This is a genomic window from Terrabacter sp. Ter38 (assembly GCF_024519435.1).
In the GTDB taxonomy this organism is placed as follows: domain Bacteria; phylum Actinomycetota; class Actinomycetes; order Actinomycetales; family Dermatophilaceae; genus Terrabacter.
Genome location: NZ_JALJRZ010000003.1, coordinates 341771 through 364941, shown reverse-complemented (window position 1 = coordinate 364941; position 23171 = coordinate 341771). Strand labels below are relative to the sequence as shown.

Genomic DNA, 23171 nt, shown 5'->3' with positions numbered 1-23171 from the left:
CGGCGCTGTGGGATCTCGGATCCCACAGGGCCGCAGCCTTTTTCGGAGTGTTCGAGCGAGTCTCAGTTCTGGCAGGCCGCCTCGTCGAAGTGGCCGGGCGTGCCCGGGTAGGCCGCCCCTGCCCCGTGCTCCGTCTCGCCCGGGTGGACGAGGGCGAGCTCGCGGAAGGCCGACGTCCCAGCCGTCGTCACGTCCGTGGCGGACCGTCCGGCGCCCGTGGCCCACGCCAGCTGCTGCAGGAAGTCCTGCATCGCCGGCGAGTGCTGACGCACGTCGTTGAAGCCGCCGTAGGCCGAGTTGCAGTGCGAGAACAGGTTGTAGGCGCCGTTCCAGTCGATGAGCCGGTCACCGGCGTTCGGGCCGTTGGCCGTCACGTCGCCCTGCATGACGTCGCGGTCCCAGCCGCCGTAGATCCAGTCGGTCCCCTGGTGGTGGTTGTTGTTCGCGGGGTCGGCGTCGTCGGTCCCGGTCATCTCGAACCACAGGCACGGGTCGACCGTCGTGACGGCCTTCTTCGTGCCCGACGTCAGCGGCCAGTCGCCGAGCGTGCACCCGGTGCCCGGCGTGTAGCTGCCGCGCGGCCTGAGGTCGAGCAGGTCCGAGCCGAGCACGTCCTGCTTCGCGGGGTCGGACTCGCCTGCCCCACCGAAGAGGTGGTCGACGAACCGGTCACCCGTGCCGCGCGACGTCGGGTCGAAGGCGCCGTTGGTGCGGCAGTCGGGCGTGTTGCCGTCGAGCCCGGCGTCGCAGCCCTGACCGCCCCACAGCACGTCCTCGCCGTCGTCACCGAAGACGTCGTCACCGCCGCTGTCGCCGTTGGCGACGTCGTCGCCGTAGCCGGCGTGGATCGTGTCGTCGTCGGTGCCGCCCCGGATGAGGTCGCGTCCGCCCTCGTCCATGCCGTTGTGCGGCATGGACGCGTCGGTCGACAAGCCGATCCACTGGTCACCGTCGACGTCGTGGAGCAGGTCGACGCGCCGGTCGTACGCCGTCCGCGGGAAACCGGTGAAGCTCTCCTTGGGCGGGCTGTTGAGCGAGGTTGTGAACGCCGCCGGGCTGTCGCCGGCGCTGAGGTACTGGTTCACGATGCCGCCACGGTCGCCGACGATGGCGTCCCGACCGCTGTCGCCGGTCAGACGGTCGTTGCCGAGCTCGCCGTAGAGGTCGTCGTCGCCGGCCCCACCGGACACGGTGTCGTCACCGTCCTGGCCCCAGATGCCGTCGTTGCCGTCGTCACCCCAGATGACGTCGGCGCCGAAGGCACCGGCCACCTCGCACGTCGCCTGCGCCGTGGTGCAGAAGCGGGTGCTCGGACCCGGCAGGGCCGGGTCGTGCGTGCGCGACGCGGTCGCGTCGGCAGGGAGCGGACCGTCCGGGTAGCGGTCGGCATACGCCTTCTCGGAGCGAGTGCCCGCTGCGCCGACGAGCGTGCGGAGGAGCGAGCCGTTGTCGCCGAGGACGACGTCGTCGCCGCCGTTGCCCTCGATGACGTCGGCGCCGTCGCGGAAGCCGGGAGTCGGGGTGCCACCGACGATGTCGTCCTGACCCGCATCGGTGCTCGTGCCCCGGAGCAGCCCCACGGCGCTGGCCGACCCGGGCCAGGCGGCGCTCAGTGCCGTCGCCGCCGTGCCGTGCGCCGAGGCCGTGCCGAACGGCAGGTCACCGAAGAGCGCGTCGGCTCCCCCGTTGCCCTGCACGTGGTCGGCGCCGGCGTCACCGGTGATGACGTCGTTGCCGTCCTGTCCCTCGAGCACGTCGACGCCGTCGCCGCCGGAGAGGCGGTCGAAACCGTAGAGCGTCGCGGACGGGGTCGTGAGGAAGCCCGAACCCACCGAGCGGTCGTACGGCTCGATGACACGGGACGTCATCGCCGCGCCCGGGGTGCTCCCGAGGCGGACCGTCACCGAGGTGGGTGCCTGGCCCGCGCCCGGGCGCAGCACCTGACCGTTGTCGCCGAGGACGACGTCGTCGCCGGGACCACCGAAGACGGCGTCGTCGGTGTCGGGCTGGCCGGACGTCGTGTCGCCGGAGCCACCCGCAGGCGTCGAGCTGCCGCCGACGAGGTCGTCGTCGCCGAGGTCGCCCTCGACCCAGTCGATGTCGGGCCCACCCTCGACGTAGTCGTCGCCCGCGTCGCCCTTGAGTCGGTCGGTGCCACGCTGACCGAGCACGACGTCCGGGTCGTCACCGCCGAAGACCTGGTCGGCCCCCGAGTTGGCGAGGACCGGGCCGGCGCCGAGGTCGAGCAGCGTGATGCGGTGCGTGGTCGCGAAGCCGCGCATGCGCGTGATCGGCGTCGAGTCGGCCGCGCTGACCCCGGAGGTCACGACGGCGTTGTCACCGGCGACGATGTCGGGGCCGGCGTCGCCGAAGAGCACGTCACCGGAGTCCGGTCGCCCGACGCCGGCGGTCGCCTGCTGGAACGAGCCACCGACCACCTCGTCCTCGCCCCGGTCACCGTGGACGAGGTCGGAGCCGTTGTTGCCCTCGAGGTGGTCCGCGTCGTCGCCGCCGTTGACGCGGTCGTCGCCGAGCCCGCCGTACGCCGTGTCGTCGCCGGCGCCGCCGAAGAGCTGGTCGCCGCGACCGGCGTCGGGAGAGGTCCCGGCGAGGTCGAACGGGACGGCAGGCGCGTCGGCGGAGGACGACGGGTCGTCCACGGTGCCGTTGTCGCCGATGAGGATGTCGCGACCGGTGTCGCCCGAGAGCACGTCCCCGGCATCGGCCGGATCCGTGTCGGTGCGGCCCGCGGCCCGCGTGCCGCCGTAGACGAGGTCGTCGCCGTCGCCGCCGCTGGCCCAGTCGGCGCCGTCGTTGCCCTCGATGACGTCCGCGGCCTCTTGGCCGTAGAGCACGTCGGCCCCGGTGTTGCCGAAGAGCTGGTCGAGGCCCTGGCCGCCGTAGCCGCGGTCCTGACCGGTGCCGCCCCAGGCCCGGTCGGCGCCGTCGCCGCCGAAGAGGACGTCGTCGCCCTGCTGACCGCAGACGAGGTCGTCGCCGCCACGGGCGTCGACCCGGTCGGCCGCACCCCCGGCGGAGATGGTGTCGACGCCGGCGCCGCCGGTGATGAGGTCGGGACCGTCGTCGGTGCTCGGGTCGCTGCCACCCGACGTGCCTTCCGGCACGGGGTCCGAGGCGACGGGGGCGCCCGCGCGGCAGGTCTCGTCGGCTGCGGCTGTCACGGTCGCAGCGTCACGCAGGGTGTCGCCGAAGATCGTGGACGGTCCGTCGCCGCCGATGACGTGGTCGCTGCCCCGGCCACCGACGAGCGTCTTGGACGACGGTGCCGTGCCGGCAGGAAGGGCCTGGTGCTCGACGACGCGGGTGTGCCCGAAGGTGACCCCCTCGATCGTCTCGGTCGCACCGAGACCACCGACGCGGCTGGGCTCGGCGACGACGTAGTCGTCACCCGGGCCGCCGTAGACGGCGTCGGAGCCGTAGCCACCGACGAGGGCGTCCTCGCCCCCGCCGCCGAGGATGCGTGCGTGCTCGGACGGCGCCGAGTGGCTCGTGACGACGTCCTGCTCGCGGCTGCCGTAGACGACGTCGTCGCCGGAGCCGGTCTCGACGATGTTCGGCACCGTCGGCTGGCCGCTCGGCGTCGTGAGCGTGTCGGGCTGGCCCGCCGCGTCGACGCCGAAGGTCTGCTCCGACGACGTGTAGATCGTGTCGGGCCCGGTCCCGCCGGTCACCGAGTCGCTGCCGAGGCCGCCGACGAGGACGTTGCCCTTCGAGCGGATCGTCGTCCCCGAACTGTCGGGCCGATCCGCGGCGACGCCGACCTTGTCGTCGCCGGGACCGGCGTCGACGCGGTTGCGGCCGAGGCCCACGCTGATGGTGTCGGCGCCGCCCGTGGTCTGGGCGCGGGTCGTCGGGTCGACGCTCAGCTGGGCCGGGTCGACGAGGTCGCCGAGCGTGATGGGCGTCTTGCCCGGCCAGTTGGCGTCGTCGACGCCGTTGAGCGTCGCCGAGAAGGACTTCGGGGGCGAGGGCAGGCTGCCGTCGCCCGTGATGAAGTCGTCGCCCTGTCCGGTCGTGATGGCGTCGGCGCCGAGCCCGCCGGCGACGCGGGCCACCTGGCCCACGACGTCGGCCGTGACGATGCGGTCGTCCCCGTCGCCGCCGTCGACCCAGGAGCTGCCCGTGCCGGTCTGGATCTGGTCGTTGCCGGGGGTGCCGAAGACGATGGCGTCCTTGTCGAAGGACCTCAGGTCTCCCGCGCCGCCCGCCGACGACGGGTCGGAGTCCTTCTTGCCGTCACCCACGAAGCTGACGACGAGGGGCGTCGACGAGCCGCGGCCGTCGACGACGACACGCTTCAGCGTCGGGTCGAGGTACTCACGCCGCTCGCCGAGCATCTGGATCGCGAACCCGTCGAAGCCCGCGTCGGCGCCGTCGGGGTCGGCGGCCGTCTGGGCGAAGTGCAGGGCCGTCACCTTGACGACGTCCGCCTCGGTCTCGCTCGTGTTGCCCCAGGGCTCACCGCGCTGGGCATCGGTGCCGAAGCGTCCCGCGAACACGGCGAGCGTGCCGTCCGAGGTGCCGCCGAGTCTGGGTGGTGGTGGGGTGCAGTTGGGTTGCGCCGTGAAGTCGAGCAGGGTGATGTCCGCGAGGTTGATCGAGAACGACACGCTGAACGGGGAGAACCCGAGCGTCACGTAGAGGCGCAGGAAGAGGCTGAGCCGACCCGTGGTCGTGAAGAGGCAGAGCGGGTTGTTGACCGCGGCGTGGAGGAACTCGCTGACCCGGAACTTCCCGTCGTTGTTCGGGTCGTTCCAGTGGAAGCCGATGGTCAGGTGCAGCCCACCCTCGATGCCGACGGTGATGATGACGGCCGTGACCGCGGCCCCCGCCGCGATCTCGCCGTCGAGCTGGACGACCGGCACCGGCCGCCCCTCGGAGTCCGTCGTCTTGAAGTAGAGGCCGTCGAGGAGCTTGACGGGGTTGACCGCAGCCCCCTGCTGGGCGGCTTCGACGGCATACCTGATGCCGGCCGTGTCGAGACCGGCCATGAAGCGCAACGTCACCGAGGCGGACCCCGACAGCGTCACCATGACGGGCGGCGGGGCGTAGACCGGCCCGAACGACTGGCGCCACGTGAAGCCGAGGGTCAGCGGGCCGCTGTCGAACTCGACGAGCGAGACGTCGCTGCCCATGAGCAGGCTGAAGACCGACGACGGGTTGTCGAGGATCGGGAAGGTGAAGCCGGACTTGCTGGCGCTGCCGGCGGCGCCGCCGGCACCGAAGACGTTGCCCTTGCCGCCCTTGGTGTTGAGGGCGGACTTCACGGTGTCCGGGCTGGCGGCGCTGGCGGCCTTGATGAGGGAGCCCGCGGTGCCCGGCGCGAGGCTGCTCGTCGGGGACACGTCGGTGTCGAGAGCCTTGTCACCGCTCACGGTGAAGCTGCCGATCGGGATGAGGCACGACGGCCCCCCACCGCCGCAGTCGGGCAGGTTGTTGATGAGCGTGGTGAGTGCGGCGATCTTGTCGACGAAGTCGAGCTTCGGGCCGCCGGCCAGGGTGTTGAACGTCTTGGCCAGCGTCATGAGGCTGACGTCGCCGCCACCTGCCATCCGGCTGAGGTCGGACAGGACGGGGATCGGGGCGTAGAGCGTGTCGAGCACCGGCTGGAGCGGGCCCGTCACGGACTTGACCTTCTTGAGCACCGGCCCGAGCAGGTTGGACAGGAAGCCACCGGCGTCGATGGCGACGTCCTTGAACTCGATGGACGGTGCGCCGAGGTGCTTGAGGTCCTGGTTCGTGAACTCCCAGCCCATGACGAAGTTCGCCTGGACACCGGGAAGCACCGAGTCGACCGACGCCTTGACGATCCAGTCGGCCTTGACCTTGGCCGTGAGCGAGATGCCGAAGAGCGACGACGCGTCCCCGTCCCCGATGTCGGCGACCGTCAGGACCGAGCCGTCGGACTCGGTCGTGTCGCGCGACTTGAGGTCGACGAGGAAGGCGCCGGCGAAGAGCGGCGCGGTGCCGTTCTTCGTGACGTCGATGTCGAGGAACGCGAGCTGGGCCTTCATCGACGCGGGCATGTCGAAGCGGGCGCCGAGGCCGAACTCGGGCGCGGGCGCCCCGTCCTGCCAGGCGTCGTGCGTGTAGATGACGAAGCCCTTGGTCGTGTTGACACCGGCCTTGAGGTGCAGCTGGAGACCGACGCCGTAGGTGATGGCGTCCGTGTCGCCCGCCTTGAGGGCGAGGCCCGGGATGCCGATGTCGAGCGGCAGCTTCTTGCCGTCACCGAGACAGCCCGAGCCGGCCACACAGCCCTGCTCGGGGGTGACTGTGCCCGCCTTGATGGTGAACGACAGGCTGATCCCGTTGATGCTCGTCGTCGGGCAGTCGGTGCGGTCGGGCTTCGTGCTCACCGGGGCGTATGCCGTGGCCGTGGCGGTGCCGTCGTCGGTGAAGGTCTGCGCGCTGCCGGGCGCCGCGTCGACGACCTTGACGAGCTCGTAGGCGCCGCCGTCCTTGCTGCGCAGCACCTTGTACTTCGTGGCACCCGCGGCCGCCGACCACGAGACCGTGATCGAGTTGCCGCCGCCGAGGGTCGTCCACGACGTCGTCGCCGAGGCGCTCGCGCCCGAAGGGACGGTGTCGCCGCCCGTGCCGGTGCCGCTGCCCTGGCTGGCGACGATCTCGTAGCGCCATGAGGTGGAGCCCGTCGTGGACGGCGTGGCAGCCAGGGTCGGTGCGCCGGTCGGCTCGAGCTTGAGCTTGCACTCGTAGTTGACCTCGAGCGTCGTCTTCTGCAGACCGGCTGCGGTGATCGCCTCGGCGAGCTTGTCGTTGACGTAGGTGCGGGCCTCGGCCGGGCTGGCCGGCACGTTGCCGAGCTTGGACTTGATCTCCGTCCGGAGCCGGCCGATGGAGTCGGCGCCCTGCTGGAGGTCCTTGCCGACGAACGGCAGCTTGCCATCGAAGGTGGCCAGGCGCATGGCCTGCTCGATCTTCTCGAGGTAGCCGTCGAGGCCAGGCCCGATCTGGGTGAAGTCGGCGAAGGCGCTCGCGAACGCCGCGGACAGGTCGGGCACCTCGAAGCGCTTCTTGGCGGCATCGGGGGCCGGGAGGTTCCCGGTCAGGGTGGCCAGGTCGGCGGGGTTCGTCGAGTCCGGGAGCCGCAGCGCGATGGAGCCCAGGGAGGCCGCCGGGCTGCCCGGCACGGTCGCGTAGAGCGGGACGGTGCCACAGACCATGAGCGGGGTCGCGAGGCTCTCGCCGCAGTCGACGGGGGTGTTCGTGGCGTTGAAGCTGACGTCGAGGCCCGAGAGGAACGTCGAGAAGCTCACCGGGGTGTCGGCCGTGGCGCTCGCGTCGGCCAGGTCGAGGCTGACGTCCGCCTTGAGGGACACCTGCTTGGATGCATCGCCGCCGGGGTCGCCGGCCGAGACGGTCAGCGGTCCGATGGTGCCCGCGACGCGGCCGTCGAAGCTGGCCGCGGCCGCGACGCTGACCTTCGAGTCGGCGAGGACCTTGAGCGATGAGGCGTCGCCCGGCCCGGTACCGGGCGCGAGGGGCACGACGAGGCCGACGTCCACGCCGCCCTTGACGTGCACGGAGCCCTGGCCAGTGGCGGCCGCCGAGACGAGCGACTGGTCGCCGCCGAGGTCGAGGCGCAGGGGCGCGTTCGTCTGGTAGTCGCGCTTCCAGTCGAGGTCGAGCACGACGCTCGGCGTCCCGCCGTCGTCGAGGTAGCGGAAGTGCAGCGCGCCCGTGCCGAGTCGCTCGTCGAGGAACGCGACGAGGTCCTGCATGTTCTGCGGCGGGTGCACCGACATGATGTCGATGGCGTCGTCGAGGGGCGAGCGGAAGGTGTATGCGGTGTCGTCGGCCGGCTTGGTCGTCCAGTTCTCGGTCAGGGTGACCGTGTCACCCGCGACCGACGCGACGACGGCCACCTGGGTGCCGACGATGACGGTGCGTCCGACGAAGGACGCGTCGAACGTGCGGCCCACGTGCTGGAGGGTGTTCGTGCCGTAGTTGACGTCGCTGCCGACACCCGACGAGTCGCGCTGCATGAGGTCGCGCAGGGACGTGCCGATGCCGGGGATCTCGCGGCTGTAGACGCCCGACGCGCCGCCGGGTTGGGCGTCGGCGAGCTGGGCGGCGAGGGTCTGGAGGGTCTTGAGCACGATCGCGAAGAGCTCCGCCTGCGAGCCCGGCTTGATGTCGAGCGCGAAGATCCGGCTCAGTCGGCTGAGGTCCAGCTGCGGACCGTCGGTCCCGGTGAGCTGGGTCAGGTCGTTCCACGAGGCGGAGACGCCGACGTCGGTGCCGGCAGGCAGGAAGCCGTCGGCCTCGGGGATCGAGGCCGACAGGTCTGCGGTGGCACGGACGTTGACGTCGACGTCGAGCAGGTCACCGGCCTTGCTCGGCCCGGTCGGGCTCGCCGTGACGAGCTGGTCGAAGAGCTGGCGCAGGCGGATGTCGTGCTGGGCATCTCCGGCCTGCTTGAGGCCGATCGAGAGCATGTGCCCCGAGCCGGGGGCCGAGCAGCCGGCGGGCGCATCGCTGTTGCACACCGCGAGGTGTCCCTTGAGGCGCACCTGGAAGAAGCCGGCGTTGGCGGTGAAGTCGACCGCGGTGTCGATCGGGAAGTCGGCCGTGAGCAGTGGACTGCCGGTGCGGATGAGCACGCGGTCGGCGCCCAGCGGGAGCGAGGTGACGTTGGTCTTGAAGGCCCCGGTCGTCTGGAGGAAGGGGCAGGCCTTCGTGTTGCCCTCGAAGCCGATGCACGCGGCGCCGGTGCGGGCATCCTGCAGGTCGAGGACGAGGGTCAGGTCCGCCGCGAACGACGGCTTGACGGTGGCGAAGGTCTGGGCGGAGTTCGCCCGGAGGATCCCGCGGCGCGGCCCACCGGCGACGGGCTGGTCGGTCAGTCGGTCACCGAAGGTCACGGCCCCGAGCTGTGCCTCCGGACCGACGATGACGAATGGCGTCCCGGCAGAAGGCTGCCCGCCGATCCAGGGACCTGAGAGGGTCAGCGCGTTCTTGGTGTTCGAGGCGATCTCTCCGGCGGACGTGCCGGCCATGACGCGCATGCCCGTCCACTGGTTCGCCTGCCAGGGCTGGGTGCCGTCGTCGAGCGTGAGGCCGGTGGCGGCATACGTCGCCGTGGGCCGGGACGTACGGGCACTGCCGGCGTCCATGGCGACGCCGGTGTCGGGTGCCGCCTTGACCATCCGCATGCGGAAGACGAGCTTGCTCGTCGTCGGGTCCCACGCGAGGTCGTCGAGGCCGATGCCGGCTGCCTTGAGCTTGCCGATGAGGTCCTGGAGCGAGTCGAAAGTCGGGTTGCCGACGGTCGTCGCGTCGAACCCCGGCGGCGTCGGCTGGTCGGGGTCGGGCTGCTGGACGACGTTGGCCTTGAGGAAGTCGACGAGGACCTGGTTCGCCTTGATGGCGTCGGACACGGTGCCGCGCAGGAACGGCAGGTCGAGGTTGCCGGTCGTCGGGAGGGGCCCGGCACCGTCGGGGTCGAACTTCGCCTGTTGGATGCCGGTGAGGGCGACCGCGACCTGCGCGAGGCCGTCGGCGAGGTCGCGCAGGCTCATGTTCTGGAACCTGCCGACGAGGGTGGCCAGGCTCGGCGCCGAGACGGTCGGCGTGCCCGTCGAGATGTTCGGCCACGTCAGGGTGACGTCGGCGGCGACGTTGGCCGGGAAGCTGACACCGGCGATGCCGCTCGTGTCCGCGGCGACCGACAGGGTGCCGCTGACCGAGCCCGGCGTGCCGGGGTCCGAGGGCGAGCCCGTCGGGTCGAGGTCGGCCGAGGCGAGGCCGGCCAGGGAGCCGTCCGCGGCGAGCTCGCCGTCGCCGACCCCGGCCGCGTCGAAGGCGAGGATCCCGTCGTTGTTCGGGTCGTTGACACGGGCGTACGCGTGGGCCTTGACCGTGAAGTCCGTGCTCTTGAGCGTGACGCCGAGGATGCCCACGGCCGCCTTGGCGGAGCCGGACAGCTGTGCCGTGACGTCGACGTCGAGCCGCGGCGCGTGGGCCGTGTCGCTGGCGAGATAGACGCGGTTGGTCGTGGGTCCGGTCCAGACGACCCAGAGCGAGAGCGTGGCCTCGACGGTGGCCGTGACCCCCTTGGGTGAGGACAGCTCGACCTTGGGGCTCGTGGAGCTGACGGCGAGCGCCTGCTGGGTGGCCGTCCGGGTCACGACGAGGTTCACGTGGACGCGCTTGCCGTCGCCGAGGTCGTCGACGGAGACGTCGAGCGTCCCGGCGCGGCCTCCGGGCAGGGCGACCGACTCGCCCGACGTCGCGAGGCCGGCCCACGTCGTCGTCCCGGCGAGGGCCGGGGCCACGCCCTTGTCGATGAGGTCGTCGGCGCCGGCGAGGCCACCGGGGCTCGCCGACACGAAGGGGATCGGCTTCCCGAGTGCGCCGATGTCGGCGAGCCCGGAGGTCCAGGCGGCGAGGTTCCGCGTGCCTCCGCTACCACCCAGGAGCGCGACGACGCGGTCGACACCGGGATCGGGGTCCGCGGCATACGCAGGCGACTGGCCGGCCAACGCTCCCACGACGACGAGGAGCGAGGTGAGACCGGCTCCGAGGGCACGACGAATCGACTTGCGCACCATGATTCTCCCCATGAGGGGGCGTGTCGTGTGCCCGTTCCCTGCGCGGGCCGTGTCCGCCACGCCATCCCTCGGCCCAAGGTATTGAGGAACACGTCACATGTCCGGAAAACCCCCCGAACTCATTCTGAATCGGTGATATCGGGGCGCATGTGACACATGGGACATAGGGGTCGTCCGACCCGGCGTACGCCCTACCGGTGGCTCGCGATGGCAGGATGCGGGCCATGGCCGACAAGAGCTTCCACATCAGCCGCGAGACGACGATCGCCGCTCCCCCGGAGCGGATCCACGCTCTCGTCAACGACTTGCACGAGTGGCAGGCCTGGTCGCCCTGGGAGGGCCTCGACCCGGCGATGGAGCGCACGTACGCCGGCCCGACGTCCGGCGTGGGCGCCGTCTACGCCTGGCGCGGCAACAGCAAGGCCGGGGAGGGCCGCATGGAGATCCTCGAGTCGGAGCCGCGGCACCTCGCCGTGGACCTGCTCTTCGCCGCCCCGATGAAGGCGCACAACCGCGTCGACTTCACGCTGACGCCCGTGGGCGACGGCACCCGGGTCGAATGGGCCATGACCGGCCCGCAGAACCTCGTCATGCGTCTCATGAGCAAGGTGTGGTCGATGGAGAAGCTCATCGGCCCCGACTTCGAGAAGGGGCTCGCGCAGCTCAAGCGCACCGCGGAGAGCGCCTGATGGAGGTCACGATCCGGCCGGCGATCCGCGGCGACGTGCCGGCGATCGTGGCCATGCTCGCCGACGACCCGCTCGGCGCCGCCCGCGAGGACCTCGGTGACCGGCAGACGTACGACGCGGCCTACGACCGGGTGGTGGCCGACCCTGCGCAGCACCTCGTCGTCGCGGAGCGCGACGGCAGGGTCGTCGGCACGCTCCAGCTCACCGTCATCCCCGGGCTGTCCCGTCGCGGAGCCACGCGCTCGGTCGTCGAGGGAGTGCGCGTCTCCCGCGACGAGCGCGGCACGGGTCTCGGGACCGAGCTCGTCACGTGGGCCGTCGAGGAGTCCCGCCGTCTCGGGTGCACCCTCGTGCAGCTGACGAGCGACGCGAGCCGCACGGACGCCCGCCGCTTCTACGAGCGGCTCGGCTTCGTGGCCTCGCACATCGGCTTCAAGCTCGCCCTCGACGACTGACCCCGCGGGCACTGCCCACGGGGTCGGTCGTCACGCGGCGGCGCCACTCGGGCGGTCGCCGCACGCGCGCGCTCAGAAGATGCGGACCCGCTCGGCCTCGTCGAGCCACAGGGCGTCGCCGGGCTTGACCGCGAAGGCCTCGTGGAACTCGCTGAGGTTGCGCACGGCATTGCCGCGTACGTCCTGCGGCGAGTGCGGGTCGATCGCGAGCAGCCGGATGGCCTCGGCCTCGCGGGCCTTGCCCTTCCAGACCTGCGCCCAGCCGATGAAGAAGCGCTGAGGGCCGGTGAACCCGTCGAGCTCGAGCATCCCGGAGTCCTCGGTCGCGATGCGGTAGGCGGAGTAGCCGATCTGCAGGCCGCCGAGGTCGCCGATGTTCTCGCCGACGGTCAGACCGCCGTTGACCTTGTGGTCGTCGGACAGCCCCGCCGGGGTGTAGCCGCTGAACTGCTCGATGAGCCGCTGCGACAGCGCGTCGAACCGCTCGCGGTCGGCCTCGGTCCACCAGTCGCGCAGGGCTCCGGTGCCGTCGTAACGAGAGCCCTGGTCGTCGAAGCCGTGGCCGAGCTCGTGACCGATGACGGCGCCGATGCCGCCGTAGTTGACGGCGTCGTCGGCGTCGAGGTCGAAGAACGGCGGCTGCAGGATCGCGGCCGGGAAGACGATCTCGTTCATCGACGGCATGTAGTAGGCGTTGACGTGCTGGGGCAGCATGAACCATTCGGTGCGGTCGATCGGACCGCCGATCTTGGCAAGGTTGCGGTCGACCTCGAAGGCCGAGCTGCGGCGCACGTTGCCGATGAGGTCGGTCGGGTCGATCTCGATGGTGGAGTAGTCCCGCCACACGTCGGGGTAGCCGATCTTGGGCGTGAACGCGTCGAGCTTGTCCACGGCCTGTGCGCGGGTGTCGGGACCCATCCACTCGAGCGACGAGAAGGACCGGCGGAAGGCCTCGACGAGGTTGGCGACGAGCTGCTGCATGCGCTCCTTGGCCGCCGGCGGGAACCAGCGCTCGGCATACAGCTGCCCGACGGCCTCGCCGACACAGGACTCGACGACGGAGACGCCACGCTTCCACCGCTCCTTGTTCTCCGGCTGGCCCGAGAGCGTGCGGCCGAAGAAGTCGAAGTCCTCGTCGACGAACGACTGTGGGAGCGCGGACGCGAACTCCGAGAGGACGTGCCACGTCAGCCACGAGCGCCAGTCGGCCACGTCGGTGGACTCGAGCGCCGCGCCGAGGCCCGCGACGAAGCTCGGCTGGCGCACGACGACCTTGTCGAACGAGCCTGCGGGCGCGCTGAGGCCGGACAGCCATGCGTCCCAAGGAAACTGGGGCGCGAGCGCCTTGACCTCATCCAGCGAGTGGGCGTTGTAGGTCTTGATCGCGTCGCGGTTGCTCACGGTGTCCCAGTGCGAGGCCGCGAGGAGGGTCTCGAGCGCCATGATGCTCGTGGCCTTGGCTGCGGCATCGGGGATGCCGGCCAGACCGAGCAGGCGCTCGATGTGCGCGACGTAGGCCGTGCGGATGTCGGCGTACTTGTCCTCACGGTAGTAGGACTCGTCCGGCAGACCGAGACCCGCCTGCTCGAGATAGACGACGTAGTCCTCCGGGGAGCGCTCGTCGGGCGACACGAAGTGCTGCAGGGCGCCGGCGACGCCGTCACGGGCGACGCGGCCGAGGGCCGCTCCGAGGGACTCGACGTCGTCGACCGCAGCGACCTCCGACAGCACGACCTGCAGGGGCGCGAGCCCGAGCTCCTCGATGCGGTCGGTGTCGGTGAAGCTGGCGTAGAGGTCGCCGACCTGGCGCTTCGGCGACCCGGGCACGCCGGCCTCGTCGGCGGCCGCCTCCTCGATGAGGTCACGCACCCGCGCGGTGGACTCCTCACGCAGGATGTCGAAGGTGCCGAAGCGCGCGCGGTCGCCCGGGATCTCCGTCGTGTCGAGCCAGGTGCCGTTGACGAACCGGAACAGGTCGTCCTGCGGCCGGGCCGACCGGTCGAAACCTTCGAGCGTGATGCCGGACTTCATGAGCACGTTCTCTCCCCACTGCGAGTGCCGGACCTGACCGGCGAGCGTGCTCCCGAGCCTAGTCACGACCGCCGACGCCACGGCCGGCGACCACCGATGAGGAGGTGTGCCGTGCGCTGGCGTCGGCGGCCGCGGCTCAGCGCCGCATCCGGCCGGCGACGACCCCTGCGAGGCCGACGAGCAGCAGCATGCCGCCGAACGCGCCGATCATCGACGGGCCCACCATCCGGAAGCTGAGGTCGGCGTCCGTGAGGTTGGCGACGAGCACGTAGGCCGCCACGAGCATCGTCAGCAGGCCGAGCATGATCGACCCGGGTCGCGGGCCCTTGCGGACCGTGACGAGGGCCGGACGCGGGGCCGGCTGCGGTGCCGGCGTGGGCACCACCGGTGCCGGCCACGAGGGGTCGGGCGCCGAGGTCGTCGGCGGCGGCAGGTGCGGCAGGCGGGCCCCCTCGGCGACCGCGTCGTCGGGGACCGGCGTCGCAGGTTCGACGCGGAAGGGCGTCGCCGCGGGCAGCGCCTGGGTCGACGTGGCCGGGATCGTCGTCGTCTCCGCCGGGTCGGGCGTCGGGTCAGGCGCCGGGTCGGGCGTCGGGTCGGGCGCCGGATCGGCCGTCGGATCGGCCGTCGGGTCGGGCGCCGGATCGGCCGTCGGGTCGCGGAACTCCACCGTCGGGTCCGGGGTGTCGTTGCTGCTCATGTCGCTGCTCTCCGCTGGGTTCGTCGTCGGGTGGTTCGTGGGGTCGTTCGTCGGGTTCTGGGGTGCGGCGCTCATGACGCGCTCGCCGTCGTGATCGTGATCTGGCCGACGCCGAGCTCGGCGTCGACGACGATCTCGGGGGCCTTCGTGGTGTCCCCGAAGGTCACCGTCTGCGTCCAGCCCGTGCCCTCGTGCTGGAGCTGGTCCGGCCCTTCGCTTCGCATGCCCTCGCCGGCCACGCCGGGTCCCGTGGCGATGATCTCGCCGGCCCGTGCCTTGGTGTTGACGACCACGCTGACGCCCTCGGGGACGACGAGGTCGAGCTCGCCGACGCCCAACGTCGTCGTCACGGTGTCCGTTCCGTTCGTGCCCTTCCAGTTCGCGTCGCGCAGGTCGACCTTCATCTGGCCGAGGCCGAGCTCGAAGGCTGGGGCCGGCGTCATCGAGGTCACCGTGTACGTGCGGTCGCCTGCCTGCCAGGGCTGCGAGAGACCCATCGGTGCAGCCGTCGTGGCTGCGGCCGCGATCATGCCGGTCACGGCGAAGAACGCGAGCCCTCCGGCCCGGCGGCCGGCGATGCCGGCCACGAGGATGCCGAGACCGAGCACGCCCAGCCCGGAGGCGATCCCGACGGCCACGTGGTTGCCGGGCCAGCCGGCGCCCTGGGCGACGGACGACATGACGACACCGACGACGATGGCGAGTCCGAGGACGAGCAGCCCACCGGCGAAGCCGATCGCGCGGGTCCGCTCACGGACCGGCGTCGGTGCGGGTGGGCGCGGCGTCGCGAGGGTCGCGCCGGCGTTGGCTGCCGCGTTGCCCGTCGAGCCGTATGCCGTCGGGGCCGCAGGTGCCGACGTGCCGGTTCCGGTGCCGGGCTGGCCGACGCCCTGCCCGGTCACGGGGTCGACGGTCGTCGCGCCCGCCGCACCCGGTCCTGAGGTGCCGCGGTTGCGCCACGGCGCCTGCTCCATCAGCTCGCGGCCGGTGGCAGTCCGCGTTGCGAACCACCAGACACCGACGACGAGGAGCCCGAAGCCGAAGAAGCGGAAGCCCCTAGAGTCGCCGCCCCACCAGGGCCCACCCCCGAGGACGGAGATGGCCGTGACGACGAGGAGGAAGATCGAGCTGCCCTCGCCGTGCTTGAGGGCGCGCTCGACGTGGATCTCGCCACGCTCGTCGGGCATGAGCAGCCACAGCACGAGGTAGAGGGCGACGCCCATCCCGAAGAAGATGGAGAAGAGGATGAAGCCCGCCCGGACGACGAGCGGGTCGACGCCGAGCCAACGGGCCAGGCCCGTCGCGACGCCGGCGAACCAGCGACCGTCTCCCTGACGCACGACCCCCGGGCGTCGCAGAGCGGTGTAGAAACCGTCGAGGCCGTGCCCCTGCGGAGGGGCGTCATTGCATTTCGTCATGCCACCACAGTGGCGCGCCGGACACCCTCCAACCATGAGGGTCGACCCTGAGCGCACCCTGACGCGACCCCCAAAGGAGGCCGGGATGGTCGCCCTCGCCCGCCGGGTGGGTCAGGATGGAACGGTGCAGACGGCATACGAGAACGGAACGGGCCCCGTGCGCCCGGCCTGGCGGGCGACGCCACGGCCCCCGCTCGTGCGCCAGCGGCAGGGCAAGGTCATCGCGGGAGTCGCCATGGGGCTCGCCGAGCACCTCGGCCTGCCGGTCGTCGCCGTGCGCGTGGCGCTCGTCCTGACGAGCATCCCCTTCGGCGCGGGGCTCGCGGTCTACGTCTTCCTCTGGGCCACGATGCGCGAGGTCGGCGACGTCGACCCGGCCGTCGCCTCCACCCCGACCCTGTCGCCGGGCAGCCCGACAGCCGCCGGCGCCGCCGGCACCGGGAGCGCCGGCACCACGTCCGGCTCCCCCGGAGCCGGACAGCACCACGTCGACCTCGCCGGCCTGCGCACGTGGCTGCGCAGCGGCAACCAGGCCGTCATCATCACCCTCCTCGGCGTGGCCGCCCTGGCCGTCGCGGGGGCGCTCTGGCTCGGGGGTGCCGGTCTCGACGTCCACGCCGAGCTCGTCCTCCCCGTCGTCGCCATCGTCATCGGCGCGATCTTCTTCTGGTCGCAGCTCGATGACACCGACACCCTCGGCGCCCGCCGCCCGGTGCGCTGGATCTGGCTCGTCGTCGGCCTCGGCCTCACCATCCTCGGCCTCGTCGGCCTGCTCGTGCGCGGTACCAACCTCACCGAGCTGTGGCAGGTGGCGGGTGCCGTTCTCGCCGCCCTCGTCGGGGTCGCCGTCCTGTCGGCGCCGTGGATCCTGCGGCTCTGGAGCAACCTGCGCCTCGAGCAGGCTGCGCGCATCCGAGCCACCGAACGCGCCGACATCGCCGCCCACCTGCACGACTCCGTGCTCCAGACCCTGGCCCTCATCCAGCGCCAGTCGGGCGACGCCGCGACCGTCGCGCGACTCGCCCGCGCACAGGAGCGGCAGCTGCGCAGCTACCTCTACGACGAGGATGCCCGCGCGGGCACGCTCGGTGCCGCCCTCACCGCGGCCATGGGCGAGGTGGAGGACCTCCACGGCGTTCCCGTCCAGCTCGTCGTCACCGGCGACCGACCGATGGACGAGCACCTCGACGCCCTCGTCAAGGCCGTGCGCGAGGCCACGTGGAACGCCGTGCGCCATGCGAGCCCGCCCGTCAGCGCCTACGTCGAGGTCGGGCCCGACGCCGTCGAGGCGTTCGTCCGCGACCACGGCGCTGGCTTCGACCTCGACACCGTGCCCGACGACCGAGCCGGTGTGCGCGAGTCGATCATCGGCCGCATGGAGCGCCACGGCGGCACGGCCCGCATCCGGCGTCGCGCCGACGGCACCGAGGTCGTCCTGCGCCTGCCGGTCCGGCAGCCGCACGAGCCCGACGCGTCCGCCGCCGCCGTCGGGCCCGTTGATCCCCTCGCAACCGCCACCAGCCCCAGCAGGACGCCGGACCCCGACCTCAGCAGCACGCCGGACCCCAGCAGCACGCCGGACCCCGACCCCCAGGAGCAGGCTTCATGACCGACCCGCGGACCATCCGCATCGTCATCGTCGACGACCACCACATGTTCCGCACCGGCGTGCGCGCCGAGCTGACCTCCCTCGCCGCCACGCCGCGGGCCGGGGCCTTCACGCTCGAGATCGCCGGTGAGGCCGGTGCGGTCGAGTCGGCCGTGCAGGTCATCAAGGAGCAGCGACCCGACGTCGTGCTCCTCGACGTCCACCTGCCGGGCGGCGACGGACACGGTGGTGCCGACGTCATCCGGGCGTGTGCCGGCGTCCAGTCCGGCGCCGACGTGCCGGTGCGCTTCCTCGCGCTCTCCGTCTCCGACGCCGCCGAGGACGTCATCGCGGTCATCCGCGCCGGCGCTCGGGGCTACGTCACGAAGACGATCAGCGCCGAGGAGCTGCTCACCGCCATCGGTCGGGTGGCCGACGGCGACGCCGTCTTCAGCCCGCGGCTCGCCGGCTTCGTCCTCGACGCGTTCGGTGCGACGGCTGGCGAGGTCGCCGAGATCGACGAGGAGCTCGACCGCCTCTCGGCGCGCGAGCGCGAGGTCATGCGCCTCATCGCGCGCGGCTACCAGTACAAGGAGGTCGCGAAGGAGCTCTTCATCTCCGTCAAGACCGTCGAGACCCACGTCAGCTCGGTGCTGCGCAAGCTCCAGCTCAGCTCGCGCCACGAGCTGACCGCCTGGGCCATGGGCCGCCGCCTCCTCTGAACCCGCCGCACCCTCTACTCTGCACCGAACGCGGCCTTCGGTCGCGAAAGCCTTGGTCGAACAGTGAGTTCGCGACCGAACGCTGCGTTCGGTCGACGTGAGCGGTCCTGAGGCGTATGCGTCAGGCGGGGTCGGTGACGAAGCGACGCAGGGCGGTGACGATGATCTCAGGCGCGTCGGTGTGCACCCAGTGACCGGCGCCCTTGATCGTGAAGAGCCGCGTGCGCGGGAAGTGGCGTCGCATGCGCTCGCCGTCCTCGCGCTTGATGTACCGCGAGTCGCCGCCGGCGACCCACAGCACCGGGCCCTCGTAGGGAGGGAGGTCGTCGGCGTCCTGAGGCCAGTCGGCGATGCGTGAGTCGACCCCCAGCGCGGCGTCGCCGGCGACGAGGTCGAGGTTGACCTGCCAGCGCCACGTCTGCCCGTCACGGCGCAGGTTCTGCAGGAGGAAGGCCTTGACGCCGGGATCGGGCTCGCTGAAGCGGGCCTCCGCGTCACCGCGGCTCGTCAGCTCGCCGAGCGGCAGGGCCTGCATCTCGCGGATGTAGCCCTCGAAGCGCTCGAGCGAGCCGTAGCCCTTGGGTGCGATGTCGACGACGACGAGCCGTTCGACGAGCTCGGGGTGGCGCAGCGCGAGCACCATGGCGACCTTGCCGCCGAGCGAGTGGCCGACGACGGCCCACTGCTCCCCCGCGGCGACCGCGCGGAGCGTCGCGGCCACGGCATCGGCATACGCGTCGAGCGAGAACTGCTGCGACCACGGGGACCGGCCGTGGTCCGGGAGGTCGACGAGCAGGCAGCGGGCGTCCGTGCCCTCCGCGCCGCTGACCGCCTTGGCGATCTGGTTCCAGTTGCGGCCCTGGCCGAAGAGCCCGTGGAGGAAGGCGATGCGGGGCCCGGCCGTGCCCACGGACAGGGTGTTGAGGGAGGCCTGGTCAGCAGCCGTGGTCATGAGCGCGAGCCTACGCGGCGTCCCACCTCACGCCGCTCTCCGCTCCTCTGAGCGCGCTGGCGCTCGCGGTCCGACCGGGACGGCGACCGCGCGAAATGCGTCGCTCCACCGTCGAGAGGCCACCATCTGCCCGATCGCGCCCGTCGAGAGGCCACGATGTGCCGGGTCGCGCTTGTCGAGAGGCCACGATGTGCCGAGTCGCGCTTGTCGAGAGGCCAGTGCCATCCGCTCGGTGAGATGCACGAATTGACCTCTCGACGGCAGGGAGGCGGCCGAACGTGGCCTCTCGACGGCAGGGAGGCGGCCGAACGTGGCCTCTCGACGGCAGGGAGGCGGCCGAACGTGGCCTCTCGACGGTTCAGGTGGTGACGAAGGCGGCGCGGAGGGCGTCCTCGAGGCTGGTCGTCGGCCGACCGGTGAGACGCGACAGGTCGCCACTGTCGGTGAACAGGGCGCCCTCGGCGATCCCGCGGTCGCTGTCGGCGAGCACGCCGGCATACCCCTCGGGGACGCCGGCCGCGACGAGGGCCGCGGTGTAGTCGGGGACGGACAGGTCGCGGTAGGCGACCTCGCGCCCGGCGACGCGACCCACCGTCTCGGCGAGCTCGCCGAGGGTGAACGCGTCGTCGCCACCGAGCTCGTAGACGGCCCCCTCGTGGACCCGTCCGTCCTCACCCGCGAGCACGACGGCCGCGGCGTGGGCATAGTCGGCCCGGGTCGCGGCGCTGACCCGGCCGTGGCCGGCGGCACCGAGGACGGCGCCGTGCTCGAGGATCGTCGGCAGCTGGCCGGTGTAGTTCTCGAGGTACCAGGAGTTGCGCAGCAGGGCGTGCGGCAGGCCCGACGCGGCGAGCAGCTCCTCGGTCGCGCGGTGCTCGGCGGCGAGCACGAGGTCAGAGGTGTCGGCACGGGTGATGCTGGTGTAGGCGACGAAGCCGACCCCGGCGCGGGCAGCCGCGTCGATGACGTTGGCGTGCTGGGGGATCCGCTGGCCGACCTCACTTCCGGAGACGAGGAGGAGCCGGTCGACACCGACGAACGCAGCATCGAGCGACGCCGGGTCGGTGTAGTCGGCCCGGCGCACCACGACACCACGGTCGGCCAGGTCGGCGACGGACTCGGGGTTGCGGGCGATGGCGACGACGTCGGCGGCAGGCGTGCCGCGCTCGAGGAGGGACTCGACGACGAGACGGCCGAGGTGGCCGCTGGCACCGGTGACGAGAAGGGTCATGACGTTCCTTTCGGGTGGGGCTGACACCCTCGAGAACGACCGCGCGCACGGCATACTTCCCAGAAGTTAGTACCCACTTTGAAGTAAGGTACTGACATGACGGTTAGTCCCATCTTGCGTCGGCACTTCCCCGACGGCGTCTTCGCCTCCGACTGCCCCAGCCGCGTCGTGCTCGACCACGTGACGAGCAAGTGGGGCACGCTCGTCATCCTCGCCCTCGCCGAGGGCGAGCCGCTGCGGTGGAGCGAGCTGCGCCGTCGCGCCGAGGGTGTCAGCGAGAAGATGCTCGCCCAGACGCTGCGGATGCTCGAGGCCGACGGGCTCGTCCACCGGGACGCCCGGCCGGTCGTCCCGCCGCACGTCGAGTACTCCCTCACCGCGCGGGGCGCCGACCTCGCCGAGCGGATGGTGCCGCTCATGGACTGGATCGCCGACCACGCGCCCGCCATCGTCGGTGACGCCGAGGCGGCGGCCGCTACACGTTGAGCCGGTAGCCCGGCGCACGCCGGCCTTCCGCCGCGGCTCCGACCTGACAGAGTGAGCCCATGACCAGCCCCGTGCCCGCGCCCGTGCTTGTGGCCGTGGCGCACGGCACGTCGTCCGCCGCCGGCCGGTCGGCCATCGGCTGCCTCGTCGCGGCCGTCGCCGCGCGGCGCCCGGACCTCACCGTCCGAGCGGCCTTCGTCGACGTGCAGCCCCCGGACCCTGCCGCCGTGCTGTCGTCCCTGCACGACGACGCGCCCGCCCGGCTGGTGCCACTGCTCCTGTCGGCCGGTTACCACGTCTACGTCGACCTCGCCGAGGCGGCCGCGGGAGTGCCCGGCACCACGGTCGCACCGGCTCTCGGCCCCGACGACCGCCTCGCCGACCTGCTGCGCGAGCGGCTCGTGGCGGCCGGGCTGCGCGACGACGACACGGTCGTGCTCGGGGCGGCGGGGTCGTCCCAGGCCTCGGCGATCGCCGACTGCGAGCGCGTCGCTGCCGCCCTCGGCCGGCGCCTGGGGCGACCCGTCGTCGCCGGCTACCTGTCGGCCGTTGAACCGAGGCTCGCCGACGCCGTTGCAGCACAACGCGTTCCGGGGCGTCGCGTGGTCGTCGCCACCTACCTGCTCGCGCCCGGATTCTTCGCCGACCTCGCCGGCAGGTCCGGTGCCGACGTCGTCACGCCACCGCTCCTGCTGCCCCATGAACCCGCGCCCGAGGCCCTCGTCGACGTCGTCGTCGAGCGCTACCTCAGCTGACGAGCGTCCAGGCGGCCCAGGCCGCGAGGAGTCCGAGTGCCACGTTGACGGCGACGTTGCCGACGGCGTCACGGCAACGGTTCTCGAGCCACAGCTCCACGGTGTCGGCCGCGAGCGTCGACAGGGTCGACAGGCCGCCGCAGAAGCCACCGATGAGGACGAGCGACCACGTGGCGCCCAGCTCGACGCGGTCGGCCACGACGGCTCCCCCGACCACCGACGCCACGACGTTGGCGGCGAGCACCCCGAAGGGCAGCGGTCGCTTCGACAGCGTCCGCACGAGCCACGTGCGCAGGAGGGCGCCGATCGAGCCGGCTCCCACGGCGAGCGCCCAGCCCCACCACGCGACCGCGGTCACGCGGTCTCCCGGTCACCGGCGGTGAGCAGGCCACCGAGCCACATGCCCAGCGCCGCCGCGGCCACCCCGAGCACGATGCTCGTCAGCAGGCCGAGCGCGACGGCATACCCGGGGGTGCCGTCGACGAAGGCGATGCTGAGCGCCGAGAAGGACGTCAGCGAGCCGAGCCCGCCCGAGGCGAGCATCGAGCGGAGTCGAGGCCGCACGGGAAGCCGGACGAGCACCCCGAGCAGGAAGGCGCCGACGACGTTGATGACGCTGATCCGTGGGTCCCAGCCGGCCGCTCCGCTGCCGCCGGCCGTCAGGAGCAGCCTGAGCAGCGTGCCCGCGGCACCACCGAGGGCCACTGCGAACGGGTGCATGGCGCCAGTCTCTCAGCCCGGGCACCGCCGTCCGCGCGAGGCCACGGTCCGGGCGAGCCGCGACACGAGCGTGCCGAGCGGTCCTCGGCGGGTCCGGGCGCCTCAGCGGATCGGCAGACCGAGGCCGTGCGCTGCCGCGGCTGCCACGTCGGCAGGAAGGGTCGGGCCGTACGTCGCGTCGAGCGGCTCCGACCCGGCACCGTCGAACGGGCTGCCGAACCAGTGACCCCAGCCCATCCCGTGCAGCGGCTGCGGAACGCCCGGCGTGACCACCGGTCGACCGCCGTCCGGGCCCCACCCGACGAGGGCCCGCGACCACACGGCGGCAGGCGCAGCGTGCAGCGTGGGTCGCCCCCCGTGGGCACCGGGGCGGCCATCCGTCTGGCCGCCGCCCGTGCGAGCCACGGCACCACTGCCCCCGCCGACCACGCCGTGGCGCGACCCACCGTCGCCGACGGACGTGCCGCTCGAGCGCTGCTGGAGGTCGGCGTTGTCGTGCAGGCGTCGCGACAGCCGGTCGAACTCGGTGCTGAGGCGCGTGAGGTCGTGCTCGACCCGCCGCCACCGCTCGACGAGGTGGTGCAGGTCCGGCCCCTGCCAGGCCCGCTGCATCGTCGACACGGCTCGCTCCCCACGCGCGCGGACGACGTCGACCTCACGGCCGAACGTCGCCATCCGGCCCGCCGAGTCGCGCAGCGCGTCGACGTCAGCACCCTTCGAGAACACAGATCTCCCCTTCACCCCTGCACACCGGGCCCATCCTCACCTGCCGGCGGCGCGCCGTGCAATGGGGAGCCTTCCCCCGGTTGCACGGCATACTCGGAGC

15 protein-coding genes are annotated in these 23171 nt (G+C 72.3%); 6 read left to right on the top strand and 9 right to left on the bottom strand.

Annotation, left to right across the window (positions count from 1 at the left end; all coding sequences use genetic code 11):
- Nucleotides 1-62: 62 nt before the first annotated feature.
- A complete protein-coding gene (locus tag NR112_RS08970; RefSeq protein WP_256793655.1) occupies nt 63-10598 on the bottom strand; it encodes a calcium-binding protein in 10536 nt (3511 codons plus the stop codon).
- Nucleotides 10599-10822: 224 nt separating this feature from the next.
- Here NR112_RS08970 and NR112_RS08965 point away from each other — a divergent pair, with 224 nt between their 5' ends.
- The gene (locus NR112_RS08965; protein WP_256793653.1) at nt 10823-11287 is read left to right on the top strand and encodes an SRPBCC family protein; all 465 of its coding nucleotides are present in this window, start codon (nt 10823-10825) and stop codon (nt 11285-11287) included.
- The gene (locus NR112_RS08960; protein WP_256793652.1) at nt 11287-11742 is read left to right on the top strand and encodes a GNAT family N-acetyltransferase; all 456 of its coding nucleotides are present in this window, start codon (nt 11287-11289) and stop codon (nt 11740-11742) included. Before NR112_RS08965 ends, NR112_RS08960 begins: the two co-directional genes overlap by 1 nt.
- Nucleotides 11743-11814: 72 nt before the next feature.
- Here NR112_RS08960 and NR112_RS08955 read toward each other — a convergent pair whose 3' ends face one another.
- The 3 genes from NR112_RS08955 to NR112_RS08945 form a co-directional block, all read right to left on the bottom strand.
- Nucleotides 11815-13773 carry a M13 family metallopeptidase gene (locus tag NR112_RS08955; RefSeq protein ID WP_256793885.1) on the bottom strand — a complete coding sequence of 653 codons (1959 nt, stop codon included), beginning with the start codon at nt 13771-13773 and terminating at the stop codon, nt 11815-11817.
- Nucleotides 13774-13909: 136 nt separating this feature from the next.
- Nucleotides 13910-14548 carry a hypothetical protein gene (locus NR112_RS08950; RefSeq protein ID WP_256793651.1) on the bottom strand — a complete coding sequence of 213 codons (639 nt, stop codon included), beginning with the start codon at nt 14546-14548 and terminating at the stop codon, nt 13910-13912.
- Nucleotides 14545-15891, bottom strand: coding sequence for a PspC domain-containing protein (locus NR112_RS08945; protein ID WP_256793650.1), 1347 nt, complete (start codon nt 15889-15891; stop codon nt 14545-14547). Before NR112_RS08945 ends, NR112_RS08950 begins: the two co-directional genes overlap by 4 nt.
- A gap of 34 nt (nt 15892-15925) precedes the next feature.
- On the opposite strand from NR112_RS08945, the gene NR112_RS08940 reads away from it, so the two are divergent.
- Nucleotides 15926-17500 carry a PspC domain-containing protein gene (locus NR112_RS08940; protein ID WP_256793649.1) on the top strand — a complete coding sequence of 525 codons (1575 nt, stop codon included), beginning with the start codon at nt 15926-15928 and terminating at the stop codon, nt 17498-17500.
- Entirely contained in the window at nt 17497-18201 is a 705-nt protein-coding gene (locus NR112_RS08935) for a response regulator transcription factor (RefSeq protein WP_056778093.1), read from the top strand. The genes NR112_RS08940 and NR112_RS08935 overlap by 4 nt, the downstream gene beginning before the upstream one ends.
- A 121-nt stretch (nt 18202-18322) precedes the next feature.
- Here the strand turns inward: NR112_RS08935 and NR112_RS08930 are convergent, their stop codons facing one another.
- The gene (locus NR112_RS08930) at nt 18323-19153 is read right to left on the bottom strand and encodes an alpha/beta fold hydrolase (RefSeq protein ID WP_256793647.1); all 831 of its coding nucleotides are present in this window, start codon (nt 19151-19153) and stop codon (nt 18323-18325) included.
- Nucleotides 19154-19511: 358 nt separating this feature from the next.
- Nucleotides 19512-20384: an SDR family oxidoreductase gene (locus NR112_RS08925; protein WP_256793646.1), complete on the bottom strand. Its 873-nt coding sequence runs from the start codon at nt 20382-20384 to the stop codon at nt 19512-19514.
- Nucleotides 20385-20480: 96 nt separating this feature from the next.
- Between NR112_RS08925 and NR112_RS08920 the strand changes: the two genes are divergently transcribed.
- Nucleotides 20481-20870, top strand: coding sequence for a helix-turn-helix domain-containing protein (locus NR112_RS08920; protein ID WP_256793644.1), 390 nt, complete (start codon nt 20481-20483; stop codon nt 20868-20870).
- Between the two features lie 59 nt (nt 20871-20929).
- Entirely contained in the window at nt 20930-21625 is a 696-nt protein-coding gene (locus tag NR112_RS08915; protein WP_256793643.1) for a sirohydrochlorin chelatase, read from the top strand.
- Here NR112_RS08915 and NR112_RS08910 read toward each other — a convergent pair.
- The 3 genes from NR112_RS08910 to NR112_RS08900 all read right to left on the bottom strand — a co-directional run bounded on the left by NR112_RS08910 (nt 21618) and on the right by NR112_RS08900 (nt 23071).
- Nucleotides 21618-21983, bottom strand: coding sequence for a CrcB family protein (locus tag NR112_RS08910; RefSeq protein ID WP_256793642.1), 366 nt, complete (start codon nt 21981-21983; stop codon nt 21618-21620). The genes NR112_RS08915 and NR112_RS08910 overlap by 8 nt on opposite strands.
- Complete coding sequence (locus NR112_RS08905; protein WP_256793641.1) at nt 21980-22345, bottom strand: CrcB family protein; 366 nt, start codon at nt 22343-22345, stop codon at nt 21980-21982. The genes NR112_RS08910 and NR112_RS08905 overlap by 4 nt, the downstream gene beginning before the upstream one ends.
- A 102-nt stretch (nt 22346-22447) precedes the next feature.
- Complete coding sequence (locus NR112_RS08900) at nt 22448-23071, bottom strand: WXG100 family type VII secretion target (protein WP_256793640.1); 624 nt, start codon at nt 23069-23071, stop codon at nt 22448-22450.
- Nucleotides 23072-23171 lie beyond the last annotated feature (100 nt).

Bases quoted from the DNA above. Each gene is read 5' to 3' on its own strand.
- NR112_RS08945 (WP_256793650.1), bottom strand. From the start codon at position 15,891: ATGACGAAATGCAATGACGCCCCTCCGCAGGGGCACGGCCTCGACGGT.
- NR112_RS08935 (WP_056778093.1), top strand. From the start codon at position 17,497: ATGACCGACCCGCGGACCATCCGCATCGTCATCGTCGACGACCACCAC.
- NR112_RS08905 (WP_256793641.1), bottom strand. From the start codon at position 22,345: ATGCACCCGTTCGCAGTGGCCCTCGGTGGTGCCGCGGGCACGCTGCTC.
- NR112_RS08955 (WP_256793885.1), bottom strand. From the start codon at position 13,773: ATGAAGTCCGGCATCACGCTCGAAGGTTTCGACCGGTCGGCCCGGCCG.
- NR112_RS08950 (WP_256793651.1), bottom strand. From the start codon at position 14,548: ATGAGCGCCGCACCCCAGAACCCGACGAACGACCCCACGAACCACCCG.
- NR112_RS08970 (WP_256793655.1), bottom strand. From the start codon at position 10,598: ATGGTGCGCAAGTCGATTCGTCGTGCCCTCGGAGCCGGTCTCACCTCG.
- NR112_RS08915 (WP_256793643.1), top strand. From the start codon at position 20,930: ATGACCAGCCCCGTGCCCGCGCCCGTGCTTGTGGCCGTGGCGCACGGC.
- NR112_RS08960 (WP_256793652.1), top strand. From the start codon at position 11,287: ATGGAGGTCACGATCCGGCCGGCGATCCGCGGCGACGTGCCGGCGATC.
- NR112_RS08925 (WP_256793646.1), bottom strand. From the start codon at position 20,384: ATGACCCTTCTCGTCACCGGTGCCAGCGGCCACCTCGGCCGTCTCGTC.
- NR112_RS08920 (WP_256793644.1), top strand. From the start codon at position 20,481: ATGACGGTTAGTCCCATCTTGCGTCGGCACTTCCCCGACGGCGTCTTC.
- NR112_RS08965 (WP_256793653.1), top strand. From the start codon at position 10,823: ATGGCCGACAAGAGCTTCCACATCAGCCGCGAGACGACGATCGCCGCT.
- NR112_RS08930 (WP_256793647.1), bottom strand. From the start codon at position 19,153: ATGACCACGGCTGCTGACCAGGCCTCCCTCAACACCCTGTCCGTGGGC.
- NR112_RS08940 (WP_256793649.1), top strand. From the start codon at position 15,926: ATGAGGGTCGACCCTGAGCGCACCCTGACGCGACCCCCAAAGGAGGCC.